At 65.4% G+C, this 23,909-nt stretch carries 20 protein-coding genes; 6 read left to right on the forward strand and 14 right to left on the reverse strand.

The window, feature by feature from the left end; genetic code table 11:
* Positions 1–45 precede the first annotated feature (45 nt).
* On the reverse strand, positions 46–333 hold the full coding sequence (locus ACFX5Q_RS00545; protein WP_246800695.1) for a hypothetical protein: 288 nt from the start codon (positions 331–333) through the stop codon (positions 46–48).
* Positions 334–377: 44 nt separating this feature from the next.
* Between ACFX5Q_RS00545 and ACFX5Q_RS00550 the strand changes: the two genes are divergently transcribed.
* The 6 genes from ACFX5Q_RS00550 to ACFX5Q_RS00575 all read left to right on the forward strand — a co-directional run bounded on the left by ACFX5Q_RS00550 (position 378) and on the right by ACFX5Q_RS00575 (position 5,990).
* Complete coding sequence (locus ACFX5Q_RS00550) at positions 378–1,037, forward strand: phosphoribosylanthranilate isomerase (RefSeq protein WP_404274564.1); 660 nt, start codon at positions 378–380, stop codon at positions 1,035–1,037.
* An 88-nt stretch (positions 1,038–1,125) separates the two neighbouring features.
* The gene (gene trpB / locus ACFX5Q_RS00555) at positions 1,126–2,346 is read left to right on the forward strand and encodes a tryptophan synthase subunit beta (RefSeq protein WP_404274566.1); all 1,221 of its coding nucleotides are present in this window, start codon (positions 1,126–1,128) and stop codon (positions 2,344–2,346) included.
* Between the two features lie 2 nt (positions 2,347–2,348).
* Entirely contained in the window at positions 2,349–3,188 is an 840-nt protein-coding gene (gene trpA / locus ACFX5Q_RS00560) for a tryptophan synthase subunit alpha (protein ID WP_404274567.1), read from the forward strand.
* A 36-nt stretch (positions 3,189–3,224) separates the two neighbouring features.
* Positions 3,225–4,151 carry an acetyl-CoA carboxylase, carboxyltransferase subunit beta gene (accD, locus tag ACFX5Q_RS00565; protein ID WP_404274569.1) on the forward strand — a complete coding sequence of 309 codons (927 nt, stop codon included), beginning with the start codon at positions 3,225–3,227 and terminating at the stop codon, positions 4,149–4,151.
* A 62-nt stretch (positions 4,152–4,213) separates the two neighbouring features.
* Positions 4,214–5,539 carry a bifunctional folylpolyglutamate synthase/dihydrofolate synthase gene (locus ACFX5Q_RS00570; RefSeq protein WP_404274570.1) on the forward strand — a complete coding sequence of 442 codons (1,326 nt, stop codon included), beginning with the start codon at positions 4,214–4,216 and terminating at the stop codon, positions 5,537–5,539.
* 31 nt (positions 5,540–5,570) lie between these two features.
* The gene (locus tag ACFX5Q_RS00575; protein WP_404274571.1) at positions 5,571–5,990 is read left to right on the forward strand and encodes a VOC family protein; all 420 of its coding nucleotides are present in this window, start codon (positions 5,571–5,573) and stop codon (positions 5,988–5,990) included.
* Between the two features lie 19 nt (positions 5,991–6,009).
* Here the strand turns inward: ACFX5Q_RS00575 and ACFX5Q_RS00580 are convergent, their stop codons facing one another.
* From ACFX5Q_RS00580 to ACFX5Q_RS00640, 13 genes are all read right to left on the reverse strand, one after another.
* Complete coding sequence (locus ACFX5Q_RS00580; protein WP_140606681.1) at positions 6,010–6,291, reverse strand: cupin domain-containing protein; 282 nt, start codon at positions 6,289–6,291, stop codon at positions 6,010–6,012.
* Between the two features lie 131 nt (positions 6,292–6,422).
* Positions 6,423–6,746, reverse strand: coding sequence for a thioredoxin (gene trxA, locus ACFX5Q_RS00585; protein ID WP_006201263.1), 324 nt, complete (start codon positions 6,744–6,746; stop codon positions 6,423–6,425).
* A gap of 73 nt (positions 6,747–6,819) precedes the next feature.
* Positions 6,820–10,338: a double-strand break repair helicase AddA gene (gene addA, locus ACFX5Q_RS00590; RefSeq protein WP_404274573.1), complete on the reverse strand. Its 3,519-nt coding sequence runs from the start codon at positions 10,336–10,338 to the stop codon at positions 6,820–6,822.
* Complete coding sequence (gene addB / locus ACFX5Q_RS00595; RefSeq protein WP_404274574.1) at positions 10,335–13,454, reverse strand: double-strand break repair protein AddB; 3,120 nt, start codon at positions 13,452–13,454, stop codon at positions 10,335–10,337. Before addB ends, addA begins: the two co-directional genes overlap by 4 nt.
* The gene (locus ACFX5Q_RS00600; protein ID WP_404274575.1) at positions 13,451–14,179 is read right to left on the reverse strand and encodes a nucleotidyltransferase family protein; all 729 of its coding nucleotides are present in this window, start codon (positions 14,177–14,179) and stop codon (positions 13,451–13,453) included. The genes addB and ACFX5Q_RS00600 overlap by 4 nt, the downstream gene beginning before the upstream one ends.
* On the reverse strand, positions 14,176–15,681 hold the full coding sequence (gene tsaE / locus ACFX5Q_RS00605) for a tRNA (adenosine(37)-N6)-threonylcarbamoyltransferase complex ATPase subunit type 1 TsaE (protein WP_404274576.1): 1,506 nt from the start codon (positions 15,679–15,681) through the stop codon (positions 14,176–14,178). Before tsaE ends, ACFX5Q_RS00600 begins: the two co-directional genes overlap by 4 nt.
* Positions 15,682–15,689: 8 nt before the next feature.
* Positions 15,690–18,248: an ATP-binding protein gene (locus ACFX5Q_RS00610; protein ID WP_404274577.1), complete on the reverse strand. Its 2,559-nt coding sequence runs from the start codon at positions 18,246–18,248 to the stop codon at positions 15,690–15,692.
* A 186-nt stretch (positions 18,249–18,434) separates the two neighbouring features.
* On the reverse strand, positions 18,435–19,835 hold the full coding sequence (ahcY, locus tag ACFX5Q_RS00615; RefSeq protein ID WP_192178340.1) for an adenosylhomocysteinase: 1,401 nt from the start codon (positions 19,833–19,835) through the stop codon (positions 18,435–18,437).
* A gap of 176 nt (positions 19,836–20,011) precedes the next feature.
* Complete coding sequence (locus ACFX5Q_RS00620; RefSeq protein WP_404274579.1) at positions 20,012–20,308, reverse strand: HPr family phosphocarrier protein; 297 nt, start codon at positions 20,306–20,308, stop codon at positions 20,012–20,014.
* Positions 20,305–20,706 carry a PTS sugar transporter subunit IIA gene (locus ACFX5Q_RS00625; protein ID WP_010912939.1) on the reverse strand — a complete coding sequence of 134 codons (402 nt, stop codon included), beginning with the start codon at positions 20,704–20,706 and terminating at the stop codon, positions 20,305–20,307. Before ACFX5Q_RS00625 ends, ACFX5Q_RS00620 begins: the two co-directional genes overlap by 4 nt.
* 164 nt (positions 20,707–20,870) lie before the next feature.
* A complete protein-coding gene (locus ACFX5Q_RS00630) occupies positions 20,871–21,332 on the reverse strand; it encodes an HPr kinase/phosphorylase (RefSeq protein WP_404274583.1) in 462 nt (153 codons plus the stop codon).
* A gap of 17 nt (positions 21,333–21,349) precedes the next feature.
* Positions 21,350–23,134: a sensor histidine kinase gene (locus ACFX5Q_RS00635; RefSeq protein ID WP_006201273.1), complete on the reverse strand. Its 1,785-nt coding sequence runs from the start codon at positions 23,132–23,134 to the stop codon at positions 21,350–21,352.
* A gap of 22 nt (positions 23,135–23,156) precedes the next feature.
* Positions 23,157–23,858 carry a response regulator transcription factor gene (locus tag ACFX5Q_RS00640; RefSeq protein WP_006201274.1) on the reverse strand — a complete coding sequence of 234 codons (702 nt, stop codon included), beginning with the start codon at positions 23,856–23,858 and terminating at the stop codon, positions 23,157–23,159.
* Positions 23,859–23,909: the final 51 nt, after the last annotated feature.

Here is a 23,909-nt window from a genome sequence, read left to right on the forward strand (position 1 = left end):
CTTTCCGTCCGGAATTGCGTCGTCCGGGCCAGCTTGGCCAGCCGCTCAATCATCGTTCGCCGCGTTCAACTCCTCAGGCCGCAACCCCTCGTCGCCCTGGCGAGGCCACGGCAGGAAATTCCGCTCGAAGGCGTCGCCGCCGAAATAGTCGAGCGCGCGGTGCGCCTCGGCGCCGTTGAAGGCTGCCTTGTCCATCAGATGCGCGATCACTTCGTGGGCCTGCGCGATCTTTTGCCTGAGTTGGGCAACGCTCTGGTCAGTCATGACTATCTGCTCCCGCCTGTGTTTCCCTAATTGAAAGGTAGTGCTTTCCGCCCCGGCGGCAAACAGCATGCTTTTTCTCGACTCTTAAGCTGTTTCGTGCCAATCCCCGCGCCATGGCGCTCGACATCAAGATATGCGGGTTGAAGACCGATGACGCATTGGCCGCGGCGCTGGCCGGTGGTGCCAGCCATGTCGGCTTCATCTTCTTCGCCAAGAGCCCGCGCTATGTCGCGCCCGAAGAAGCCGGGCGCCTGCGCCAGGCGGCAACCGGCAAGGCCGGCGCCGTCGCCGTGACGGTCGATGCCGGCGATGCGTTCCTCGACGAGATCGTCGAAAAAATGCACCCCGACATGCTGCAGCTTCACGGCTCGGAGACGCCGGAGCGGGTGGCCGGGGTCAAGGCCCGTTATGGCCTGCCGGTCATGAAGGCGCTGTCGGTCAGCGAGGCCGCGGATATCGAGCGGACAAAACCCTTCATAGGCATCGCCGACCGCTTCCTGTTCGATGCCAAGCCGCCGAAAGGTTCGGAATTGCCGGGCGGCAACGGTGTCGCCTTCGACTGGCGCATTCTGGCCGGCCTTGACGCCGGCGTCGATTACATGCTTTCCGGTGGGCTCAACGCCGCCAATATCGGCGATGCCCTCCAGCTTGCCAATCCGCCCGGAATAGACATTTCGTCGGGCGTGGAAAGCGCGCCGGGCGTCAAGGAGCCGGCGCTGATCGAGCAGTTTTTCCGGGCCGTCAGGGCAGAACGCGACAACCGCGCCGCCTGAGCGTGCTCTAAACCAAAGCATGTCCCGGAGAAGTGGGAACCGGTTTTCCGCCAAGGACATGCTCAAGACCAGATGCAGGAGATCGGCGATGGACAAGCCGGCGACACCCAATTCCTTCCGCACCGGACCCGACGAGCAGGGCATGTTCGGCATCTTTGGCGGCCGTTTCGTCGCCGAGACGCTGATGCCGCTGATCCTCGACCTGGAGCGGCACTGGAATGAGGTCAAGAACGATCCCGATTTCAAAGCCGAGCTGCAGAACCTGTCGACCCACTATGCCGGGCGGCCGTCAAAACTTTATTTCGCCGAAGGCCTGACGAAACATCTCGGCGGCGCCAAGGTCTACTTCAAGCGCGAAGACCTGAACCACACCGGTTCGCACAAGATCAACAACTGCCTCGGCCAGATCCTGCTCGCCAAGCGCATGGGCAAAAAGCGCATCATCGCCGAGACCGGCGCCGGCCAGCATGGTGTCGCCTCGGCCACGGTCGCGGCCCGCTTCGGCTATCCGTGCGTCGTCTATATGGGCGCCACCGACGTCGCCCGCCAAAGCCCCAATGTCTTCCGCATGAAGCTGCTCGGCGCCGAAGTCAGGCCGGTGACCGCCGGCCACGGCACGCTGAAGGACGCCATGAACGAAGCGCTTCGTGATTGGGTGACCAATGTCGAGGACACCTATTACCTGATCGGCACCGCCGCCGGCCCGCATCCCTATCCGGAACTGGTGCGCGACTTCCAGTCGGTCATCGGTTCCGAGGCGCGCACCCAGATCCTCGAACAGGAAGGCCGGCTGCCCGACACCATCATCGCCTGTGTCGGCGGCGGTTCGAACGCCATCGGCATGTTCCATCCCTTCCTCGACGACAGGCAAGTCCGCATCATCGGCATCGAAGCCGGCGGCCGCGGCCTCGACGGCATCGAGCATTGCGCCTCGATGAATGCCGGCGCGCCCGGCGTGCTGCATGGCAACCGCACCTATCTCTTGCAGAATGCCGACGGCCAGATCATGGATGGCCACTCGATCTCGGCCGGCCTCGACTATCCCGGCGTCGGCCCCGAGCATTCCTGGCTGCGTGACAGCGGTCGCGTCGAATATGTGCCGATCCTCGATGACGAGGCACTGGAAGCGTTCCAGCTGACGACGCGCGTCGAAGGCATCATCCCGGCGCTGGAATCGGCCCATGCCATCGCGCATGCGGTCAAGATCGTACCGGCCATGGACAAGGACCAGATCGTCATCGTCAACCTGTCCGGCCGCGGCGACAAGGACGTGCACACGGTGGCCTCGATGCTGGGCATGGAGATCTGATCATGACCACCCGCATCGACCGCCGCATGGCAAAACTGAAAGCCGAAGGCCGCCCCGCCTTAGTCACCTATTTCATGAGCGGCGATCCGGACTATGTCACCGCTTTATCGATCATGAGGGCCTTGCCCAAGGCGGGCGCCGACATCATCGAAATGGGCATGCCATTTTCCGATCCGATGGCCGATGGCCCGGCGATCCAGGCGGCGGGCCTGCGGGCGCTGAAAGGCGGCCAGACGCTGGTCAAGACGCTGCAGATGGCGTCGGAATTCCGCGCCAGCGACAATGAAACGCCGATCGTTTTGATGGGCTACTACAACCCGATCTACATCTACGGCGTCGACCGTTTCCTCAAGGACGCTATCGCCAGTGGTATCGACGGGCTGATCGTCGTCGACCTGCCGCCGGAGATGGACGAGGAACTCTGCATCCCGGCGCTCAAGGCCGGCATCAACTTCATCCGCCTGGCGACGCCGACCACCGACGACAAGCGCCTGCCCAAGGTGCTGCAGAACACCTCCGGCTTCGTCTACTATGTCTCGATGACGGGCATCACCGGCTCTGCCCTGGCCGACACCGGCAAGGTGGCGGCGGCCGTCAGGCGCATCAAGGGCCATACCGACCTGCCGGTCTGCGTCGGCTTCGGCGTCAAGACCGCCGAGCAGGCGCGCATTATCGGTGCCAATGCCGACGGCGTCGTCGTCGGCACCGCGATCGTCAATGCGGTGGCCAATGTGCTCGGGCCCAAGGGCGAAAAGACCGCCGATCCGGCCGAAGCGGTCGCCACTTTGGTCAGCGGGCTGTCGCAAGGCGTGCGCTCGGCCCGCCTTGCTGCCGCCGAATAATCTTCCTACCTCTTCGTCAGGACAGGAGCCGAAGCGATGAACTGGATAACCAATTACGTCCGCCCGAAGATCAATTCGATGCTCGGCCGTCGCACCGACATGCCCGAAAACCTCTGGATCAAGGATCCCGAGACCGGCGAGATGGTGTTCCACAAGGACCTGGAGCAGAACCAGTTCGTCATCCCGTCCTCCGGCCATCACATGAAGATCTCGGCCAAGGAGCGGCTGAAATACTTCTTCGACGACGGCAAATACGAGACGCTCGAAAACCCCAAGGTGGTGCAGGATCCGCTAAAATTCCGCGACGAGAAGCGCTACACCGACCGGCTCAAGGACGCCAAGGCCAAGACCGGCCTGGAGGACGCCGTCGTCAATGCGCTGGGCGCCATCGACGGCTTGCCGGTGGTGGTGACCGTGCAGGATTTCGCCTTCATGGGCGGCTCGCTCGGCATGGCCGCCGGCGACGCCATTGTGCACGCCTTCGAGGTTGCCCTGCAGCGCAAGCGGCCGCTGATCCTGTTCGCTGCCTCCGGCGGCGCCCGCATGCAGGAAGGCATTCTCTCGCTGATGCAGTTGCCGCGCACCACGGTCGGCGTCGACCGGCTGAAAGAGGCGGGCCTGCCCTATATCGTCGTGCTCACCAATCCGACCACCGGCGGCGTCACCGCGTCCTACGCCATGCTGGGCGATGTCCACATCGCCGAACCCGGCGCGCTGATCGGCTTTGCCGGCCCGCGCGTCATCGAGCAGACCATCCGCGAAAAACTGCCCGACGGCTTCCAGCGCGCCGAATATCTGATGGAGCACGGCATGGTCGACATGGTGGTGTCGAGGCTCGAATTGCGCCAGACGATTTCGCGGCTCTTGAAGATGCTGCTCAAGATGCCGGAAGAGCAGAAGCCGCTGGAGCCGGAGATCCTGCCGCCGGCGCTTGCCCAGCCGGAAGCACGGCCGCAGGCCTGACGCGGCGTTCTTAGCCGCGAACCGCGATTGCGCGAGACTCCGCGCACGCTTAGGATTCTTTTATGACCACGCTTGCCGCCGACCGTGAAATTGAAGCCCTGATGGCGCTTCACCCGAAAGGCTTCGACCTTTCGCTCGACCGGATTTCGCGGCTGCTCGAGCGGCTGGGCAACCCGCAGGACCGGCTGCCGCCGGTGATCCACATCGCCGGCACCAATGGCAAGGGCTCATGCGCGGCCTTTTCGCGAGCGCTGCTCGAAGCCGCCGGGCATCTGGTCCATGTGCACACTTCGCCGCATCTGGTGAACTGGCACGAGCGCTACCGTCTTGCCGCCGATGGCGGCGGCAGGCTGGTCGACGACGAGGTTTTCGCCGAAGCCATCGCCCGCGTCGCCAAGGCCAATGCAGGCAAGAAGATCACCGTCTTCGAGATCCTCACCGCCGTCACCTTCATCCTGTTTTCCGAACATCCGGCCGCGGCCGCCATCATCGAGGTCGGCCTCGGCGGCCGCTTCGACGCCACCAATGTCGTGGCCAGGCCGGCGGTGTCGGTGATCATGCCGGTCTCGCTCGACCACGAGGCCTATCTCGGCGACCGTGTCGAGCTGATCGCCGCCGAAAAGGCCGGCATCATCAAGCCCGGCTGCCCGGTTGTCATCGGCGCCCAGGAAACCGAGACGGCGCTGCAGGTGCTGATCGAAACCGCCGAGCGGCTCGATTGCCCGACCTTCGTCTACGGCCAGGATTTCCTCGCCTACGAGGAAAACGGCCGCATGGTCTACCAGGACGAGGACGGCTTGATGGACCTGCCGCCACCGCGCCTGCCGGGGCGACACCAGTTCGCCAATGCGGCGGCGGCGATCGCCGCGGTCAAGGCGGCGGGTTTCGAGATCAGCCATCGCGCCGCCGAGAAGGCGATGACCAGCGTCGCCTGGCCCGGCCGCATGCAAAAGCTGGCGCAGGGGCGGCTGGCGGAGCTGGCGCCGAAGGGCGCCGACATCTGGCTCGACGGCGGCCACAATCCAGGCGCCGGCATCGTCGTCGCCGAGGCGCTGGCCGAGCAGGAAGACAAGAACCCGCGGCCGCTGTTCCTGATCTCCGGCATGATCAACACGAAGGACCAGAGCGGCTATTTCCGCGCCTTCAAGGGCCTCGCCCGCCATGTCTACACGGTGCCGGTGAGCATGAGCGATGCCGGCGTGCCGAATGACGAGCTGGCCATCCGCGCCGTCGAGGCCGGCCTGTCGGCCGAGCCGGTCAGCTCCGTCGCCAGCGCCCTGATGCTGCTGCGCGACACATGGGACGGCCCGCCGCCGCGCATCCTGATCGGCGGTTCTTTGTACCTGGCCGGCGCCGTGTTGGCCGAGAACGGCACGCCGCCGACCTGAGCGCGCGTCCGATCACCGCAAGGAGCCAGTGATGATCAAGGTAAAGCAGCTCGCTCACGCCTGCATTTTCGCGCATGATCTGGAAGCGACGCGGAGCTTCTACCGGGACGTGCTCGGCATGGACACCCAATTCAATTTCCTGCGCGACGGCACGGTTTTCGGCTTCTACCTCAATTGCGGCGGCCGCAGCCATGTCGAGGTGTTCCAGAAAGACGAGGCCAGCTACAGCGAGCTGAACCAGATCAACCATTTCTGCCTTGAAGTGGAAAACATCGATGCGGCGATCGCCCACATAAGGGCGAAGGGCATCGACATCACGGCCAAGAAACATGCCTGCGACGATACCTGGCAGGCCTGGATCCGCGACCCCAACGGCGTGAAGATCGAGCTATTCGAATATACCGAGAAAAGCGCGCAATTCGTTGGTGGCGATCGCATCGCCGACTGGTGATCGCTGGGCCGCGAGAGATTTACTTCAGCTCGATCTCGATGAAGGCGTATTCGCCCTCATTGGCGTTGATCACGTCGTGCTCGACGCCTTCCTTGCGGAAATAGGGCGCGCCCTTCTTCATCTCGGCGAAGGATTCGCCGTCCTTGGTCAGGAGCTTCACCTTGCCGTCCATCAGCGGCACGACGACATAGTCGTGGCCATGGCGGTGCCAGCCGGTGTTGTCGCCCGGCTGGAAGCGGTACTCGGTGACGATGACGCGCTCATTGTCGATGAAGACGGTGGCCTTGGCGGATCCGGTCATGGGGTTCTCCTGTCCTTTTCAAGCAGAAGACATGGAAGACCGTTGCGCGAGGGCCAGAGCACGTTGAGCGATGACGCCAAAGAAAAGCCCGGCGCGATGGCCGGGCTTGTCCTTCAAACATTTTGATTGGCTCAGGCGAGGTTGCCGTTGATCCAGTGTGACAGCGCGGTCTTCGGCGCGGCACCCACCTTGATGTCGGCGCGTTCGCCACCCTTGAAGATCATCAGCGTCGGGATCGAGCGTACGCCGAACTGCGCCGCCAGTTCCGGGTTCTCGTCGATGTTCAGCTTGGCGATCTTGACCTTGCTGCCGAGTTCGGTGGCGATCTCTTCGAGCGCCGGCGCGATCATCTTGCACGGGCCACACCATTCGGCCCAGAAATCAACCACGACCGGCTCCTTGGCGTTGAGCACATCGGCCTCGAAATTGCTCTTGTCGACCTTGACGGTGGCCATGCGGAAATCCTTTCGAAAATTCGGTTGCACCAAATGTGGTGGTTGTCGCGCCCTTCTTCAAGCAGTTCTTGTGTCACGCTCCCGTGAGTCGAGCAAGGGCATCGTCCATGACCGCCGACGGCAGTTCGATCAGCCTTGGAGCCTCGGTAAACAGCAGTGCTGCCGAGATCTCATGGCCGGGATAAAGCGGCTGAAGCAGCGCCCGATAGAGCGCGAGCTGCAGCACGTAGGCCGGCGGCACCTCGGCAATCGTCGCCGGCGCCGGCCGGTTGGTCTTGTAGTCGACGATCGACACCCTGCCCGATGTCACCGCCAGGCGGTCGATCTTGCCGGAGATGGGGCGTTTCCTGCCCTTCACCTCGAGGCTGCCCATGATCGAAACCTCGGCGCGCGATGACGAACCGAACAGCGGTGCGAAGCGCGGGTCGGCGAGGATCGAGAACACCGAGGCGAGCACCCTGCCACGCTCGGCCTCGGGCCATTCGGCGCCGGCGCGCGCCAGATAACGCTCGGCCGCATCCCGGCGTTCGCTCTCCGCGATGCCGGGCAGCATTTGCAGCAGTTTGTGCAGCGCCAGCCCGCGCATAACTGCGAAACCGGGCTCGGCCTCCGCATTCAGCACCGGCGAGCGCGTGTCGGCTACGGTTTCCTTGGTCTCGTCGATCAATGCCGAGGCGCCGGACGGCGACAGCGGCCGCGGCAGGTCCTCGTAAGGCGGCAGCGGCGGGAACAGGCTCTCCGGCAACGGCGCGAACTGCAGTGCCGGCCTGTTCTCTCCGCTTGTTGTGATGGCCACCGGCGGCAGCTTGGTCATGTTGAAGCGATGCACTGGCTCGCCGGTGGCGGGATGCTTGCGCTCAGTGCTTTCAGGCGCGCCGACCAGCGCGCGGCTGACGATCGAATGCCAGGTGCCTGTGTTTGGCGCGCGCTTGCCGTGATAGGCGCAGACGATCAGCCGGTCCTCGGCGCGCGTCATGCCGACATAGAGCAGCCGGCGGTACTCGTCGTCGGCCAGTTCGCGCGCGCGGGCGGCTGCGGTCTTGGAAAAGCCGTTGGCGACGTCGCTGGCCGAGCGCCAGAGATAGCCCTTGCCGACGAAATGTTCGCCCGAGCCTTGGAACGGCATCAGCCTCGGCAGATGCTGGTCGCTGAACGGCGCCGAGCCGCCATCGACCAGGAAGACGACTGGCGCCTCCAGGCCCTTGGCGGCGTGCACGGTCATGACGCGCACCTCGTCGCGGGTCTGGTCCATCTCGCGCTTGATCTCGGGGCCGGTGCTTTCCAGCGTCGCCAGGAAGGCTTCCAGCCCCGGAAGGCCGGTCCGTTCCTCGGCCAGGCAGAAGCTCAGGAATTCGTCGATGATATCACCGGCTTCCGGTCCGAGCCGCGCGATCATCCTCTTGCGCAGCCCGTCGCGGGCGAGTGCCGCGGCATAGAACTCGAACACCGGCTTGAACGCCGCTTCGTCCGACCAGGCATCGAGCCGGCTAACGATGGCGGCCAGCGCGATGTCTTCGCCGGCGTGCTGTCGCAGCGATCCGATCAGCGACTTTCCCGATGGCCGTCCGTTTGCCAGCGCAAACAATCGCTCCTCGGAAACGTCGAAGATCGGGCTGCGCAGCACGGCGGCCAGCGACAGGTCGTCTTCCGGCTGAATGAGGAAATGCCCGAGCGCGATCAGATCCTTCACGGCGATATGGCCGGGCAGGCTAAGCCGGTCGGCGCCGGCGACCGGGATCTGCCGATTCTTCAGGCTGCGCGACAGCGCATGGACGAAACGGTCGCGCTTGCGCACCAGCACAAGAATGTCGCCGGCCGTCAGCTTCCGTCCCTTGCCTTCGATGGTCTCGCCGTCCCTGAGCCAGGCCTGGATGGTCGCCGCCACATGCTCGGCAACGCGCACCGCCGGCGCGCTGGCATGGTTGACGGGCAAGGTCCAGTCGTCGGGTTCCTCGACCGCATCGGCGCCGATCGACGGCCAGACCTCGACATAGCCCGGCGCATCGGTGCGGATCGCCTTGTGGCTCAGCGGGTCGGGATCGTGGCTGATGCCGCGCCGTACGCCCGGTTCGGCGAAGACGCGGTCGACGGCGGCCAGCACGTCGTCGGTCGAGCGGAACGACCAGGTCAGCTTGAGATCGGCGAACGAAGCGTCCGCGTCGCGCACGCGTCCGGCAAACAAAAGCCGGCTGTCGGCAAAGGAGTCCGGGGCGGCACCCTGGAAGGAGTAGATCGACTGCTTTTCGTCGCCGACGGCAAACACCGTCCGCTGAACGGTCTCGCGTTGGCCGAGCCCGGCAAAGAACTCTTCCGTCAGCCGCTTCACCACCTCCCACTGGTCGGGACTGGTGTCCTGCGCCTCGTCGAGCAGGATATGGTCGATGCCCTGGTCGAGCTTGTATTGCACCCAGGGCCCGGCGTCGGGCCGCGCCAGCAGGCTGACCGTGCGGGTGATGAGATCGTTGAAATCGAGGAAGCCGCGGCCGCGTTTCAGCTGCTCGTAGCGCGCGATCAGCCAGCCAGCGATCGTCAGCGCGGCGCACGTGCCTTCCAGCATCCGGAACAGCGCCAACCTGTCCGAAACCTCGATTATGGCATTGACCGCCACCAGATAGCGCTCGGGCAAATCGGGCAGCCGGTCGAGCAGCGCCTTTTTGAATGCCTTTTGTGGATCGTAGGGGTCGCCGTCCGCCTTGAGGAAGGCCTTGCCGAGCATCTGCAGCCGGCGGATCGGATCCTTCTCGGCGAAGGCGGCACGGGCATAGGGCAGCAAATTGTTCAGGACGGTTCGGGCGTCGGTGGCCTCGGCGGCATGGGCGAAGCCGGCAAAATAGTCGGGCAGGAAGCCCGGCAGCGGCCAGACCGAGCCGGCTATGCCTTCGGCTGTTTCGCCGGCGCGGAACCGGAATTCGTCGAACAGCGGCTGGAAGCCCAGCCCGCCACGGCCAAGCGCGCCGATGAAGGCGCGTAAGCCGTCGCGCTTGTGCACGATTTCGGCAAGCAGCGCGTCGAGACCGGCTTCGCCGCCGCGCTCCAGCACGGTGGCGAAGGCCTCCGCCAGCCCTGCCTCGCCGGCGGTGGTGCCCGAAATCATGTCGCGTCGCGCGGTGGCGAAAAGCGACGCCTCCATCTGCGGGTCGAGCATTTCGAAATGCGCGGGAATGTTGGCTTCCAGCGGAAACTGGTGCAGCACCGATTCACAGAAGGCGTGGATGGTCTGGATCTTCAGACCGCCCGGCGTTTCCAGCGCCTCGGCGAACAGCCGCCGTGCCCGGCGCATCGTGTCGCGATCGGCCCGACGGCCGTCCAGCGCTTCGATCCGCGCCGCCAGTTCCGTGTCGCCGAGCGACGTCCATTCGGACAGCGTCGAGAACACCCGGTTCGACATGTTGGCGGCGGCGGCGCGCGTATAGGTCAGGCACAGGATCTTCGACGGATCGGTGCCGCGCAACAAAAGCCGGATGACGCGCTGCGCCAGCACATGCGTCTTGCCGGAGCCGGCATTGGCCGACACCCAGGCCGAATTCAGCGGGTCGGAGGCGCGCGCCTGGCTGGCGGCGGTGTCGCTCGGGATCGGGTAGGCCTTCTTCATGCCTCCCCCGCCTCGTCGTCGCTGTCGCCGCCGGCCGACCATTCGAGCACGCGCGCCAGATGGTCGTAGTCGCCATCCGCCTCGCCCTCGCGGAAGGGCAGCGCGCGCGACAGATAGCCGGTCGTCGGGTCGGCATAGTGGAAGAGCAGCTTTTCCAGCCGCGCCCAGGCCTCTTCGGCGAGATCGGCGGCGGTCCTCGGCTTGCGGTAGTATTCGAGGATCGATTCCTCGAACACGTCGCCATTCGGCTTCAGCCTGACGAAGGCGAGCTGCGATGGCTCGCGGGCGCCAAGATCCCTGAAGGCACCGCGCCTGAGCAGCGCGCCTTCCAGCGCCAGCTGCGGCGCCAGCAGCGTGTGCGCCTGCGCTTTGGAGGGCGAGGAGCCGGTCTTGTAGTCGAGAATGTCGGCCATGCCGCCGGCCAGCAGATCGACGCGATCGGCATGGCCGGACAGCGTCACGCCGGTGCGGCCGACCGTGGTCTTTTCAGCCCGCTCCTCGGCATGGCGCTTTGCCACGGCGTCGGCGCGGCCGTGCTCCCATTCGATGATGTTGGCAGCAAGCTTCTCGAAGCGCGGCCACCACACCGCCTCGACATCGGGCGGCAGCGCCGCCTCGGCAAAGCAGATGCGGCCGGCTTCGATCAAGCCAGCGAGGGCGCCGGGCTCGCGCGGGTCCAGCACACGGCGCGAGAACAAATGCAGGATGGCGTGAAACAGCGTGCCGCGCTCCGCCGCACCGGGATCGCGGATCACCGGATCGAGCGGCATCAGGCCGAGGATCCTCCTGGCGTAGATCGCATAGGGGTCGCGGCGCAGCGTCTCGATCTCGGTGACCGAGAAATGCTGCGGCCGGACGCCGAGCGGCGGCCTCGGCTGCGGCCTTGGCGCAAAATCCTGTTTTTCGCCGGCGTCGAGCGCCCGCGCCCAGGCCAGCAATTCGTCGCCGCGGCACAACGGCGCTGCCGCATGCTCCTTGCCGATGAAGGTGAGCAGGCGCTGCAGCCAGCGCGAGGGCACCGCCGGTGCGTCGCCGGAACGGGCGGAGCGCGTCAGCACGACCTTTCTCGCCCCCATCGCCATCTGGAAATCATGCGCGGCTAGGCCGATGCGCCGTTCCGGCGGCTCGAGGTCGATGCCGGTCTTCATCAGCCGCGACATGAAGCGGTCGCTTTCCGGCTTGCGCGGCCACACGCCTTCATTGAGCCCGCCGATGACCAGCGTGTCGACGCTCTGCAATCGCGCTTCCAGCGCGCCCCAGATGGCGATGTTGCGATCGGTGCCTTGCGCCGGCTTGACCGTTTCCGGCGCGATCAGCGCCTCCATCACGTCGGGCCATTCGACGGCCGCGAAGGAGAACGGCGCCGATGCCGCGACCAGGCCGCGCAGCAGCTCGGCGAGCTTTTCGCCGGCATCGCCGGCATAGAGCTCGACGAGGCTGCCATCCATCGCCCGGCCGAGGTTTTCCAGCGCAACGATGCTCGCCCGCGTCAGCGCGGCGAGATCGGCATCGCGCTCGTCGCGAAAAGCGAGGAGCGGGGAGAGTGCCGCCACGAGGCGGGCAAGCACTTCTCGCGCATTCTCGATGCCGCGCACCGTCAGGCGCGAAAACCAGAAGGGCGGCCGGCTGTCGCCAAGGCCCGAGAGCCGGGCCTCGAAAAGGTCTGCAAGCGAAGCGGCATCGGGGCGTCCAGTGCCGCCGCGCAACGCCACCAGTTCGACGATCTCCGCCGCATGGCGGACATCAGCGCGTTCGAGGCCAAGGCCGAGCAGCGGGTGCTTGAGCAGCGACAGCAGGCCGACCGGGTCACCCGGCCGGAACACGGCTTGCAGCGCCAGTCTCAGCAGGCTGGCGGCTGGCGTGTTGGCCAAAGGCGTGCCGCCGGAATCGTCGGTGATGACGTCGAAGCGCTTGAGCTCCGCCGAAACGCGCCGCGCCAGCGCACGATCGCCGGTGACGAGTGCGGCTCGCTGGCCGGGCTGTTCGACGGCGCGTTTGAGCGCCACCGCGATCGCCACCGCCTCATCGCGTTCGCTGGCGGCTTCCACCAAAATCACGTCGGCCAGGGCCTCGGCGATATCCCCGGCTTGGAAGGCAAGCCGTGTCTCGGTCCACAGTTCGGTGGTCTCGGCCGGCCGCAGCGCCTCGCTAACCAGGGCCGCGCGCAGCGCCAGCGGCCGGTCTGCGGCGGCGATCTCCTCGACATCCGCCCGAAGCACGCCGATGCCGTTGATCAGCTTGGCCAAGCCGTATTGCGGGTGGCCAAGCAGGGCCGGACGCGCGCCGGGTGCCGAAAGGGCGGCGAAGGATGCCTCGTCCAGCCTGTTGTCCAGGCCGGGCAGCACGACGGCGCCGTTGGGCAGGCCGGCAATCGCGGCCAGCAGTTCGGCCGTCGCCGGGATCGAGCCGGTCGAGCCGGCGGCGATCACCGGCCCGGCCGGCGGATTGCGTTTCAGCCGCGCCGCCTCCAGCCGGATCAGCGCGCTGCGATGCGCGGCCGGGTTGGAGCGCTGGCGTTCTTCCAGCAGCTTCGGCCAGTTGTCGGTGACGATGCCGAGAAAATCCAGCGTCACCTGCCACCAGCCGGCGAGATTGCCGGTAACCAGATCCGCGAGTTTGGCCCAGTCCGTGCCCTCGGTCTCGATCTCGTCCATCAGCCGCGCAAGGTCGCGCGCCAGCCAGATCGCATCGGCGGCCGAGGCCGGAATGACGATCTCCTCGTTGAAACGGGCGGCGACCGCCGCCGGCAGATGGCTCTTCCACAGCCGCACCAGCGGCGCCAGCAAGAGCAGCCGTTCCTGCGCCGCGATCGGCTGCGCCAGATCGATGGCTGAAGCTGCGTCGGCATCGAAGGCGGCTTCGTCCTCGTCGAACTCGCCGAGCGGGCGCACCACCGGCAGGATCGCCGAGCGGCCGCCCAGATGGTCGACGAAGGCGCCGCGCAGGGCGCGCGCGGCACGGCGGGTCGGCACATAGATGGTGACGTCGGCCAGCGCCAGCGGATCGCCGTCGAAGCGGAAACCGGGAACCAGCCGGCCGGCCAGCAGGGCCTCCGCCAGCGTCGGCAGAAACGGCGCTCCTGATGGGATCGAGAAGACGCGGCGCGAGCCGCTCATTGCGACTCGGTGAGAACGCCGGCGACCGCCGCTTCCGCCAGCGGAATGGCATCGGGCGTGCCGACGGTGATCCAGTGCCCTCGCATCTGCATGCCGAACAGGCGGCCAGCGGCAATGGCCGTATCGAAATAGGCGTTGAGCGAGTGCGGCTTTGCCGGTGCGTCCTTGAAGACGCGGGGATGAATGATCGCCGCCCCGGCATAGATCACCCCGGCCGGATCGCCCTTCGAGCGCCGCAACGCGCCGTCTGGCGCCATCAGGAAATCCGTACCGACGCAGTGTCCGGTCGCTGAGTCGAGATCGGTAAGCATCAGCAGAATATCCATTTTCGAGCCGTCCCATGCAAGGGAAAGGCGCTCGAGGCTGGGCTGGCCGCTGTCGATCCAGAACGTGTCGGCGTTGATGATGTAAAAGGCATCTTTGCCCAGATCCTGCAGCGCCTTGACGATGCCGCCGGCCGAGTCGAGTAGGGCAGCGCTCTCGTCGGAGATGACGATTTTCGGTGCCCGCCTGTCGGCGACATGGGCGACGATCTGCTCGGGAAAATAATGGACGTTGACGATAGCCGTCTCGACGCCGGCCGTGGCCAGACTGTCCAGCCCCCAGTCGAGCAGCGTCTTGCCGGCGATTTTCACCAGCGGCTTCGGCATCGTGTCGGTGATCGGCCGCATGCGCTTGCCGAGCCCAGCGGCAAGCACCATCGCAGTCTTGGGGTTAGCGGTCACAGAGGTCGTTCTTCCAGCAGGTCATGGGCGACATAGAAGGCGTGTAACCCGGCGAGCGCCGGATGCGCCAGTGCTCGCCGCAGATAGTCGCGAATGCGCGGCAGATGCTTGAGGTAGAATGGCTTGCCGTCGCGCTTCTCGAGCCGCACGAAAATGCCGAGGATCTTGGAATTGCGCTGCGCCGCCATCATGGCGTAGGCCTCCCTGAAGGCCTCCTCGTCGAAACCGCCGGCCGCGTGGCGCGCCGCGACATAGGCATCGACGGTTCGCTTCTCGATCTCGGGCGATACCGTGACCCGGGCATCCATCGCCAGCGAGGCGACGTCATAGGCGGCGGGCCCGATCAGCGCGTCCTGGATGTCGACGATGCCGAGGCGGTCGTGCCCGGACCGCTCGCCGCGCCAGATGATATTGGGTGAATGAAAGTCGCGCAGCATCAGCGTGTATTCGCTGGCCGCGAGCCGGTCGAGAACCGCGTTCCATTCCCTGGCGTAGCCGGCCCGCAGGGCATCGCTGGCCGGGGCGCCGGTCAGCATCGGCACATACCAGTCGACCAGCAGCTCGGCTTCGATCATCATCGCGTCACGGTCGAAGGGCGGCACGTCGTGGAAGACTCCGGGTGCCGCCTCCATCCGCTCTGGCCAGGCTTTGCCGTGCATCATCGCCAGCAGTTCGGCCGCTGCCGCATTGCGCTCGGCGACCGGCTGGCCGTCGCTACCCAGGAACCCCTCCGAGCCGAGATGCTCAAGCAGCAAAAAGCCCTGGTCGAGATCCTCGGCATGGATCTCCGGCACACAGACGCCGGCAGCCAGCAACGCCTTGTCGATGGCAACGAAGGCGGTGACGGATTGCGCGGAATGGGCGATCACGGCATAGGGCTTGCCGTCACGCACCGGCGGGCCCAGCACCAGTCGCGGCGAATTCATCAGCACGCGCGGCGCAAAGCCGGCGCGCGAGACGATTTCATAGGAGCGGGCCGAGGCGTCGCCGACGAAATGGCGGCGGCTCGCCTCACCCCAGCCGGCCGAGTCGAGAAAATCACGCATCGCCAGCGACCGCGCCGCGCGCTCGATGGCAGCACCTTGCCCCGACAGGCTTGCCCGGCGCCCTTCGGCCTGATGAACGAGTTCGATCCAGAGCGTGCTTGCCGGCATCTGGGCTTCGGCTCGTTCCGGCCATTCCACCAGCGCTGCCCCTTGCGCCAGCGCGTCGTCGAAGCCGAGTTCGTCGAGTTCGGAGGCCGAGGACAGGCGGTAGAGATCGAAATGATGCACGGGCACGCGCGTGTCGTAGCTCTGCACCAGCGTGAAGGTTGGGCTCGGCACGTCAAGGGCCGTATCGTCGGCCAGCGCCCTGATCAGCGCCCGTGCCAGCGTCGACTTGCCGGCGCCGAGATCGCCCTTCAGCGCCAGCACATCGCCGGGGCGCAGCGCCATGGCGAGATCCTCGCCGAGCCTTGCGGTCGCGGCCTCGTCGGCGAGAAAACGCTCCAGCCCTGCCATGAAGCGCGCTACTCGGCCGCGGCGCGAATGCCCGAAGGCGCGTCGGGGAAGGTGCAGATGACCGTGGTGCCGCTGTCCCTGCCGGTCTGGATGCGGACGCTGCCGCCATGCAATTCGACGAAGCTCTTGACGATCGACAGGCCAAGCCCGGCGCCGCGCCGACGTCCGCCATTGGTCCTCGGCTCGAAGCGGCGGAATACTGAATCGAGCACGTCCGGCGGCATGCCGGGGCCGTCGTCGTGGACGGAGAATTCCACACCCTCGGCCAGCTGCCGGCAGGCAAGCATCACCGTGCTTGCCTCCGGCGCGTAGTTCGCGGCGTTGCTCAGGAGATTATAGAGGATCTGGCGGATGCGGGTTTCGTCGCCGTGGAAGCTTTTCGGCGCCGCCGCCGCATCGACCTTGAGCTTGATCGAATGCTCCTCCAGCCGCTCGGCGACCAGTTCGGATGCTGCCGCGATGGTCCGCTCGACGCTGACTTCGGAAATGTCGAGCTGCATGATGCCGGCGTCGACCGTCGCCAGGTCGAGTATGTCGTTGACGATGGTGAGCAGCACCGAAGAGGACGAGCCGACATGCTCGACATATTCGCGCTGCTTCGGCGTCAGCGGACCGGTCGCCGGCAGCGACAGAAGCTCGGTGAAGCCGATGATGTTGGTCAGCGGCGAGCGCAGCTCGTAGGAAACGTGCTGCACGAAATCGTTCTTCAGCTGGTCGGATTTCTCCAGCGCCTCGTTCTTGTCCTTCAGCGCCCGCTCGACATTGACGCTGTCGGTGACGTCGACGAAGGTCATCATCACCTGCCCGTTGGGCAAATGGATGACGGCATAGCGCAACACGGTGCCGTTGGTGAGTTCGGTCTGGCCATGGCGGTCGCGGCGCTCGTCGTCGAAGCCGGTGATGGCGGCGACGAACCCGCCCCACGGGCTGTCCGCGGCGCGCTGGTCGCAGAGGTCGCGGATCGCCTGGACATGGACGTTGGGCTTGACCACGTCCTGGCTCAGCCCCCACAGCGCGACGAAGGCCGGGTTGGAGAGGCGAAGCCGCCCGTCGGGTCCGAACACAGCAACACCTTCGGCAAGGTTGTCCAGCGTCTCGCCCTGGACCCGCACCGCCGTCTGGTAGCGGCTTTCGAGGTCCATCTTCTCGGTCAGGTTCTCGAATACCCAGGTCACGCCGCCCTTGGGCTGCGGGTTGGCGACCACGCGGATCGTCTTGCCGTCAGGCAGATGCCACCAGTGCTCCTGCGATTCGACCGCGCGGTAGGCGCTGAGCAGACCCTCCTTCCAGCGCCGCCACTCGGGCTGCTCGGCGATCTTGCCTTCGCTGCGCAGCCGGTCGAGCAACAGGGCATTGTCCGGGGCGCTGTGCAGGAAGCCGCTGTCGAGATTCCACAGCTTCTGGAAGGCCTGGTTGAAGAAGCGCAGCTTCTCGTCGGTGTCGAAGATCGCGACCGCCGTATTGAGCTGGTCGAGCGTGTCGGCGTGGCTTCTGACCGTGCGCTCATATTCGCCGCGGATGGTTTCGGTGGCGCTGGTGTCGCAGGCAAGCCCGGCCGAGCCGTCGGTGCCGGCGAAATCGGTCACCGCGAACACACGACGGTCACCCTCGATCACCGTCGACAGCGTCTGTTCGAAGACCAGGCGCGATTTGTGCTGTTCGGCGATCGTCTCGCGCGCCTGGCCGCCGAGGAATTCCTTGGCCTCGCGAACCGCGGTTTCGGCGTTCGGCGCCTCGACCGCCTCGGCATAGGCGCGGTTGACCCATTTCAGCCGCCCGTCGGCCGCGCGCAGCCATGCCGGCATCTTCAGTGCGTCGAGCAGGCCGAGCATGGTGTCGTAGTCGGCGCCGAGCCGCTGGTTCTCGATCTTGAGCCTTGCCTGGCTGCGCAGCGTTTCCGACAGCGAGACGAAACGCACCAGCACATGCGCCGCGCTCTTGCGGCCATAGACTTCGAGCGGCACGCCGGCCTGCGATTCGATGACGAGATCGAAGGCCTTTGCCTTTTCGCGCAAGGCGGTGATCGCGTGTTCGAGTGCCGCCGCCGAACGCGGCATCAGCCAGCGACCGAAGGCGAGGAAGGCTGCCCGGTCCTCGGGCGCGCCGCTCTCCACCGGCAAGGTTCCGAGGAGCTCGGGCTTCTTGTTCTCCGAGGCCCAGACGACCACGCGCTGGTCGCGCAGGTTGAGCAGCGCCTCGGAGCGCTGCAGCGCCGCGTTGACGTCTGCTATGCGGGTCCTGAGTTCGGCATTCTGCGCCGAGGTGCGCGCCCTTTCGCGGATCAGGAAGATCGCCGAGACGAGTGCCGCACCCATCACGCCGGCGAACATGGCCATTTGCATGACCTCGACCGCGCTGACCCCCAGTCCGGCCTTTTGCGTTGGTTCGGCATGCGCGGCAAACACAAGCAGTGGACCGGAAAGCACCGAGGTGGCAAGAAATGTCCCGATGCGGGCTCCGGCACGCGATGAAAGACGCCCGCCCGCGACGGCGGGGCGGGTCCTTGTCGAATCGTTATGGCCGCCGGAAACGGCCTGTCCCGCCTGACGCGGGTTTTCCCCCGGCATGTCTTGGTCCTCTTCGCCGCCTGAATGCAAGACCGCCCTGATGCGTGCGCCGTCCCTCGTCCCCGGACCGCGAATCACAACATAGCGCTTGCTGGAATCGGCGTGAAGAATCAATCGACGCAAAAATAAAGCCGGGCGAAATGTCAATCGCCCGGCGTCAATATGTGGTAGGAATTTTCGCTTTGGTTAATAGCGGTAGTGTTCCGGCTTGAACGGCCCCTGCGGCGTCACGCCGATATAGGCGGCCTGTTCGCCGGACAGTTCGGTTAGCCGGGCACCGAGCTTGCCGAGATGCAGGCGCGCGACCTTTTCGTCGAGATGCTTCGGCAGCACGTAGACCTGGTTCTGGTACTGGCCAGGCTTGCTGTAGAGTTCGATCTGCGCCAGCACCTGGTTGGTGAACGAGGCCGACATGACGAAGCTCGGATGGCCTGTGGCGTTGCCGAGGTTGAGCAGGCGGCCTTCCGACAAAAGGATCATCCGCTTGCCGTCCGGGAAGGTGATCATGTCGACCTGCGGCTTGACGTTGGTCCATTTCAGGTTGCGCAGCGACGCCACCTGGATCTCGTTGTCGAAGTGGCCGATATTGCCGACGATCACCATGTCCTTCATCGAACGCATATGGTCGAGGGTGACGACGTCCTTGTTGCCGGTGGTGGTGATGATGATGTCGGCGGTCGGCGCGGCGTCTTCCAGCGTGACGACCTCAAAACCGTCCATTGCCGCCTGCAGCGCGCAGATCGGATCGACCTCGGTGACCTTGACGCGGGCGCCGGCGCCCTTCAGCGAAGCCGACGAGCCCTTGCCGACGTCGCCATAGCCGCACACCACGGCGACCTTGCCGGCCATCATGGTGTCGGTGCCGCGGCGGATGCCGTCGACCAGCGATTCCTTGCAGCCATATTTGTTGTCGAATTTCGACTTGGTCACGGAATCGTTGACGTTGATCGCCGGGAACGGCAGCAGGCCCTTCTTCTGCAACTGGTAGAGCCGGTTGACGCCGGTCGTCGTCTCTTCGGTGACGCCGCGGATCGCTTCCTTCTGCTTGGTGAAGAAGCCGGGCGAAGCCTTCAGCCGCTTCTTGATCTGGGCGAACAGGATCTCTTCCTCTTCGCTGCCCGGGTTGGAGAGCACGTCCTCACCGGCTTCGGCGCGCGCGCCGATCAGGATGTACATGGTGGCATCGCCGCCATCGTCGAGGATCATGTTGGAGGTGCCGCCATCGGTCCACTGGAAGATCCGGTCGGTGTAGTCCCAGTAATCCTCGAGCGTCTCGCCCTTGATGGCGAACACCGGGATGCCGGCTTCGGCGATCGCCGCCGCCGCATGGTCCTGGGTCGAGAAGATGTTGCACGAGGCCCAGCGGATATCGGCGCCCAGCGCCTTCAGCGTTTCGATCAGCACCGCCGTCTGGATCGTCATGTGCAGCGAGCCGGTGATGCGCGCGCCCTTGAGCGGCTTCTTGTCGCCGAATTCCTCGCGGCAGGCCATCAGGCCCGGCATTTCCGTTTCGGCAATCTCGATCTCCTTGCGGCCCCAGCCGGCAAGCGAGATGTCGGCGACCACATAGTCCTTGCTACCCGTCATGGCAGTGCTCCGGTGTGAATTGTCTGCGGCACGCGCCCGCGCCGGAAGGCGCATGGAGGGGCGCGGATTGCCGGCCTGACTAGCAGATCGGCCGCCAAACGACAATGGGATATAAAGAAATCTTTATTCGTGCATGTCCTTGCGGGGCGGCGTAGGCTCTTCCAGATAAGCCGCGGTCAGCTTTCCTCGCCGAAGCGCGAGGCGACCAGCTGCTCCAGCGCGTCCATCGCCTGCAAGGCTTGCGGCCCGCTGGCGGTGACGCGGATCGAATAGCCGGGGCTCGCCGCCAGCATCATCAGCCCCATGATCGACGTGCCGCCGACCTTGACGCCGTCCTTCTCGACATCGACCGTGGCGTCGAAACCGCTGGCGACCTGGACGAACTTCGCCGAGGCGCGCGCGTGCAGGCCACGCTGGTTGACGATCGGAAACTCGCGCACGACGTGGTCTTTCTCCGGCGACAGCGCGTTCATTTGCTGCTCAGGAGCTGGCTGGCCACGTTGATGTATTTGCGTCCCGCCGCCTGCGCCTCGTCGAGCGCGGCGGCCATGTTGTCGCCCTTGCGGATCGAGGAAAGCTTGATCAGCATCGGCAGGTTCATGCCGGCGATCACCTCGGTGCGGCCGGATTCCATCACCGAAATGGCAAGGTTGGAAGGCGTGCCGCCGAACATGTCGGTCAGGACGATGACGCCGGCCCCGGTGTCGACGCGCGCCACGGCGTCGACGATGTCGCGGCGGCGCTGCTCCATATCGTCATCGGCACCTATCGCCACGGTTTCGAAATTGTCTTGTGGCCCGACGACATGTTCCACGGCATGTCGGAACTCGGTGGCCAGTTGACCGTGCGTTACAAGCACGAGTCCGATCATTCGTTGGTGGCTCCCGTCATCGCCGCTTCACAGGCGCATTTTATGCTCGCCAGCCATTCCAGGCGGCGGGAGCGCTATCTTGTCGACGCGAGGCGCGTTGACAAGCCCAAAATTGCGCCGGCCCGGGCCATTTTGACGCATTGCAACAAAAAATCCGGACCGGATCATAAAAAAGGCGCGATGGACAACCGCGCCATCACCGCCGGCAAAGCGGTCGCGGCGTTGCGCTCGGCAAGGTCGATACGCGGCACCGGGCAGCCGGCGACCGGCTCGCTGATTTCCTCCTGGAAACGGGCCATCTCTGCCTTCGGCACCAGCCGCACATGCAGGTCGATCACGCCGCCCGGCTCGAACAGCAGCGGACGCGGAATGAACCCAGGCACCTCGGCGAGACCGGCGATGGTCGCCGGCACGCGGCAGACCAGCCGCCCCGCATGGCTTGAGGCAAGCAGCCTGTCGTCGCCGATCATGCGTGAAAACAGCCCCCGTGCGCGGCAATGGTCGAGCAGTATCAATGCCAGCGTCGTCTTGCCGGCGCCCGACGGCCCGGTGATGAGGACGCCGCGCTCGCCGATCAGGATCGCGGTTCCGTGGATGTTTTCAGGCTTCGCGGCGGCATCGGGCATGAGCGTGTTCGAACCGGTCAGCCTTCGGCCGGCAAGGTGACGACGAAGCGAGCGCCCTTGATCTCGCCGGGCTTGGTGCCCGGGATGTTCTCGGCCGTCAGCGTGCCGCCATGCGCCTCGACGATCTGCCGGCTGATCGACAGGCCGAGGCCCGAATTCTGGCCGAAGGCTTCGCCGGCCGGCCGGTCGGTGTAGAAGCGCTCGAAGATGCGGTCGATGTTGTCGGCCCGGATGCCGGGACCGTTGTCGTCGACGGTGACGATGTTGACCTTGCCGGCGCGCGCCAGCGAAATGGCGATGTGGCCATGGTCTTCCGGCACGAAGGAACGCGCATTCTCGATCAGATTGGTGATGACCTGGCCGATCCTGAGGTCGTGGCCGGTGACGAAATAGCCTTTGACGCCTTGCGGCAGCTTGGCAACCTTGAACTCGATCTCGACCGCCTTCTTGTTGCGCGTCGCCTCGCGCGACACGGCGACGAGATCGGTGATGAATTTCTTCAGGTCGACAGTTCCGGCGTCTTCGCGCGCGAGCTCGGCGTCGAGCCGGGAGGCGTCGGAAATGTCGGTGATCAGCCGGTCAAGCCGGCGGACATCGTGCTGGATGATCTCCATCAGACGCGCGCGTGAATTGTCATTCTTCGCCAAAGGTAGAGTCTCCACGGCGCTGCGCAGCGACGTCAGCGGGTTCTTCAATTCATGCGAGACGTCGGCCGCGAAACTCTCGATCGCCTCGATGCGGGCATAGAGCGCATTGGTCATGTCGCGTACGGCGATCGACAGATTGCCGATCTCGTCCTGGCGGTCGGAAAAGTCGGGGATTTCCTCGCGGTTCTTGACGCCGCGCCGCACCCGCACGGCAGCGGCCGACAGCCGCCTGAGGGGATTGGCGATGGTCGAGGCAAGCAGCATCGACAGGATGGCGGTGACGAGTGCGGCGATGCCGAAGACGCGCAGGATCGCCTTGCGCTCGGCGGCGACGATCTTGTCGATGTCGCCGCCCTCGGTCGACAGCATCAGCACGCCGAGCACGGCGCGGAAGCGCTGGATCGGCACGGCGACCGACACGATCTGCTCGCCCTGCTCGCTGATCCGCACGATGGTCGACGGGCTGCCGGTCAGCGCCTTGACCACTTCGGGGAAAGCCGCACCATTGCCGCCCGGCTGTTCGTGGTAGACCGGCAGGTCGGTGTTGCGGAAGAAGTCGAAGACGAATTTCTGCACCCGCTCCAAAAGGTCCGGTTCCTCCTCGTCGACCGGCGGCAGGTCGTAGCGCAGTATCTGGCCGCGCGAATAGAGATGGCGCGAATCGAGCAGCAGGTTGGCGTCGCGGTCGTAGATGCGGGCGCGCGTGCGCGTCGGCGAGATCAGCCTTCTCAGCACCGGCGCGACGCGCTCCGGATTGATCGGGAAATCCAGATTGTCGAGCTGGTCGGAGCCGGGTCCGAGGCTTTCGCCGGCCTGCAGCTCGAGCAGCTTTTCCGGATCGATGCTGATCGAATCGGTTTCGACCGTCGCCGACGCCGCGATCGCGCCGGCGATGATCTCGCCCTGCGTCATCAGGCTTTCGACACGGGCATCGATCAGCCCGTCGCGGAAGGTGTTGAGGTAGAGAATGCCGGTGACCAGGACGGCCAGCCCGGCAAGGTTGAGGAAAAGGATGCGCCGTGTCAGGCTGGAAAAGATGTGATGGCCGAGGAAACGGCGCATCGGCACGGTGATCTTCGACAGGAATGCGGGCAGAATCCGCGACGGGCGCCTGGCAGCGCCCGCCCTTCTGCTCCGCTCTACGTCCACTGCCATCGAATAGCAGCTCCCGCTGAAATTAAGCCTCGCGGAACCGGTATCCGACTCCGTAAAGGGTTTCGATCATCTCGAAGTCATCGTCGACGGCCTTGAACTTCTTGCGCAGCCGCTTGATGTGGCTGTCGATGGTGCGGTCGTCGACGTAGACCTGTTCATCATAGGCCGAATCCATCAGCGCATCACGGCTTTTTACCACACCAGGACGCTGCGCCAGCGAATGCAGGATCAGGAATTCCGTCACCGTCAACGTCACCGGCTCGCCCTTCCAGGTGCAGGTGTGGCGCTCCTGGTCCATGACCAGCTGGCCGCGTTCCAGCGAGCGAGCCTGCTGGCTGGGCGCCTTGGCCGCCGCCTCGCGGGCGCTGGTGCGGCGCAGCACCGCGCGGACACGCTCGACCAGAAGGCGCTGCGAGAACGGTTTGCGGATGAAGTCGTCGGCACCCATCTTGAGGCCGAATAGCTCGTCGATCTCGTCGTCCTTCGAGGTCAGGAAGATCACCGGCAGATCGGACTTCTGGCGCATCCGGCGCAGCAGCTCCATGCCGTCCATGCGCGGCATCTTTATGTCGAGGATGGCGAGATTTGGCGGCCGCGCCGCCAGGCCTTCCAGCGCTGACGCCCCATCCGTATAGGTCTCGACGCGGTAGCCCTCCGATTCGAGGGCAATCGACACAGACGTCAGAATGTTGCGGTCGTCATCGACAAGCGCGATTGTTGCCATTTCAAGCGGCTCCCTCATGAGCTGTCCCTTCTTTCGTAGAGAAGGGGCTTT

Source organism: Mesorhizobium sp. IMUNJ 23033 (genome assembly GCF_044778005.1).
GTDB lineage: Bacteria > Pseudomonadota > Alphaproteobacteria > Rhizobiales > Rhizobiaceae > Mesorhizobium > Mesorhizobium amorphae_A.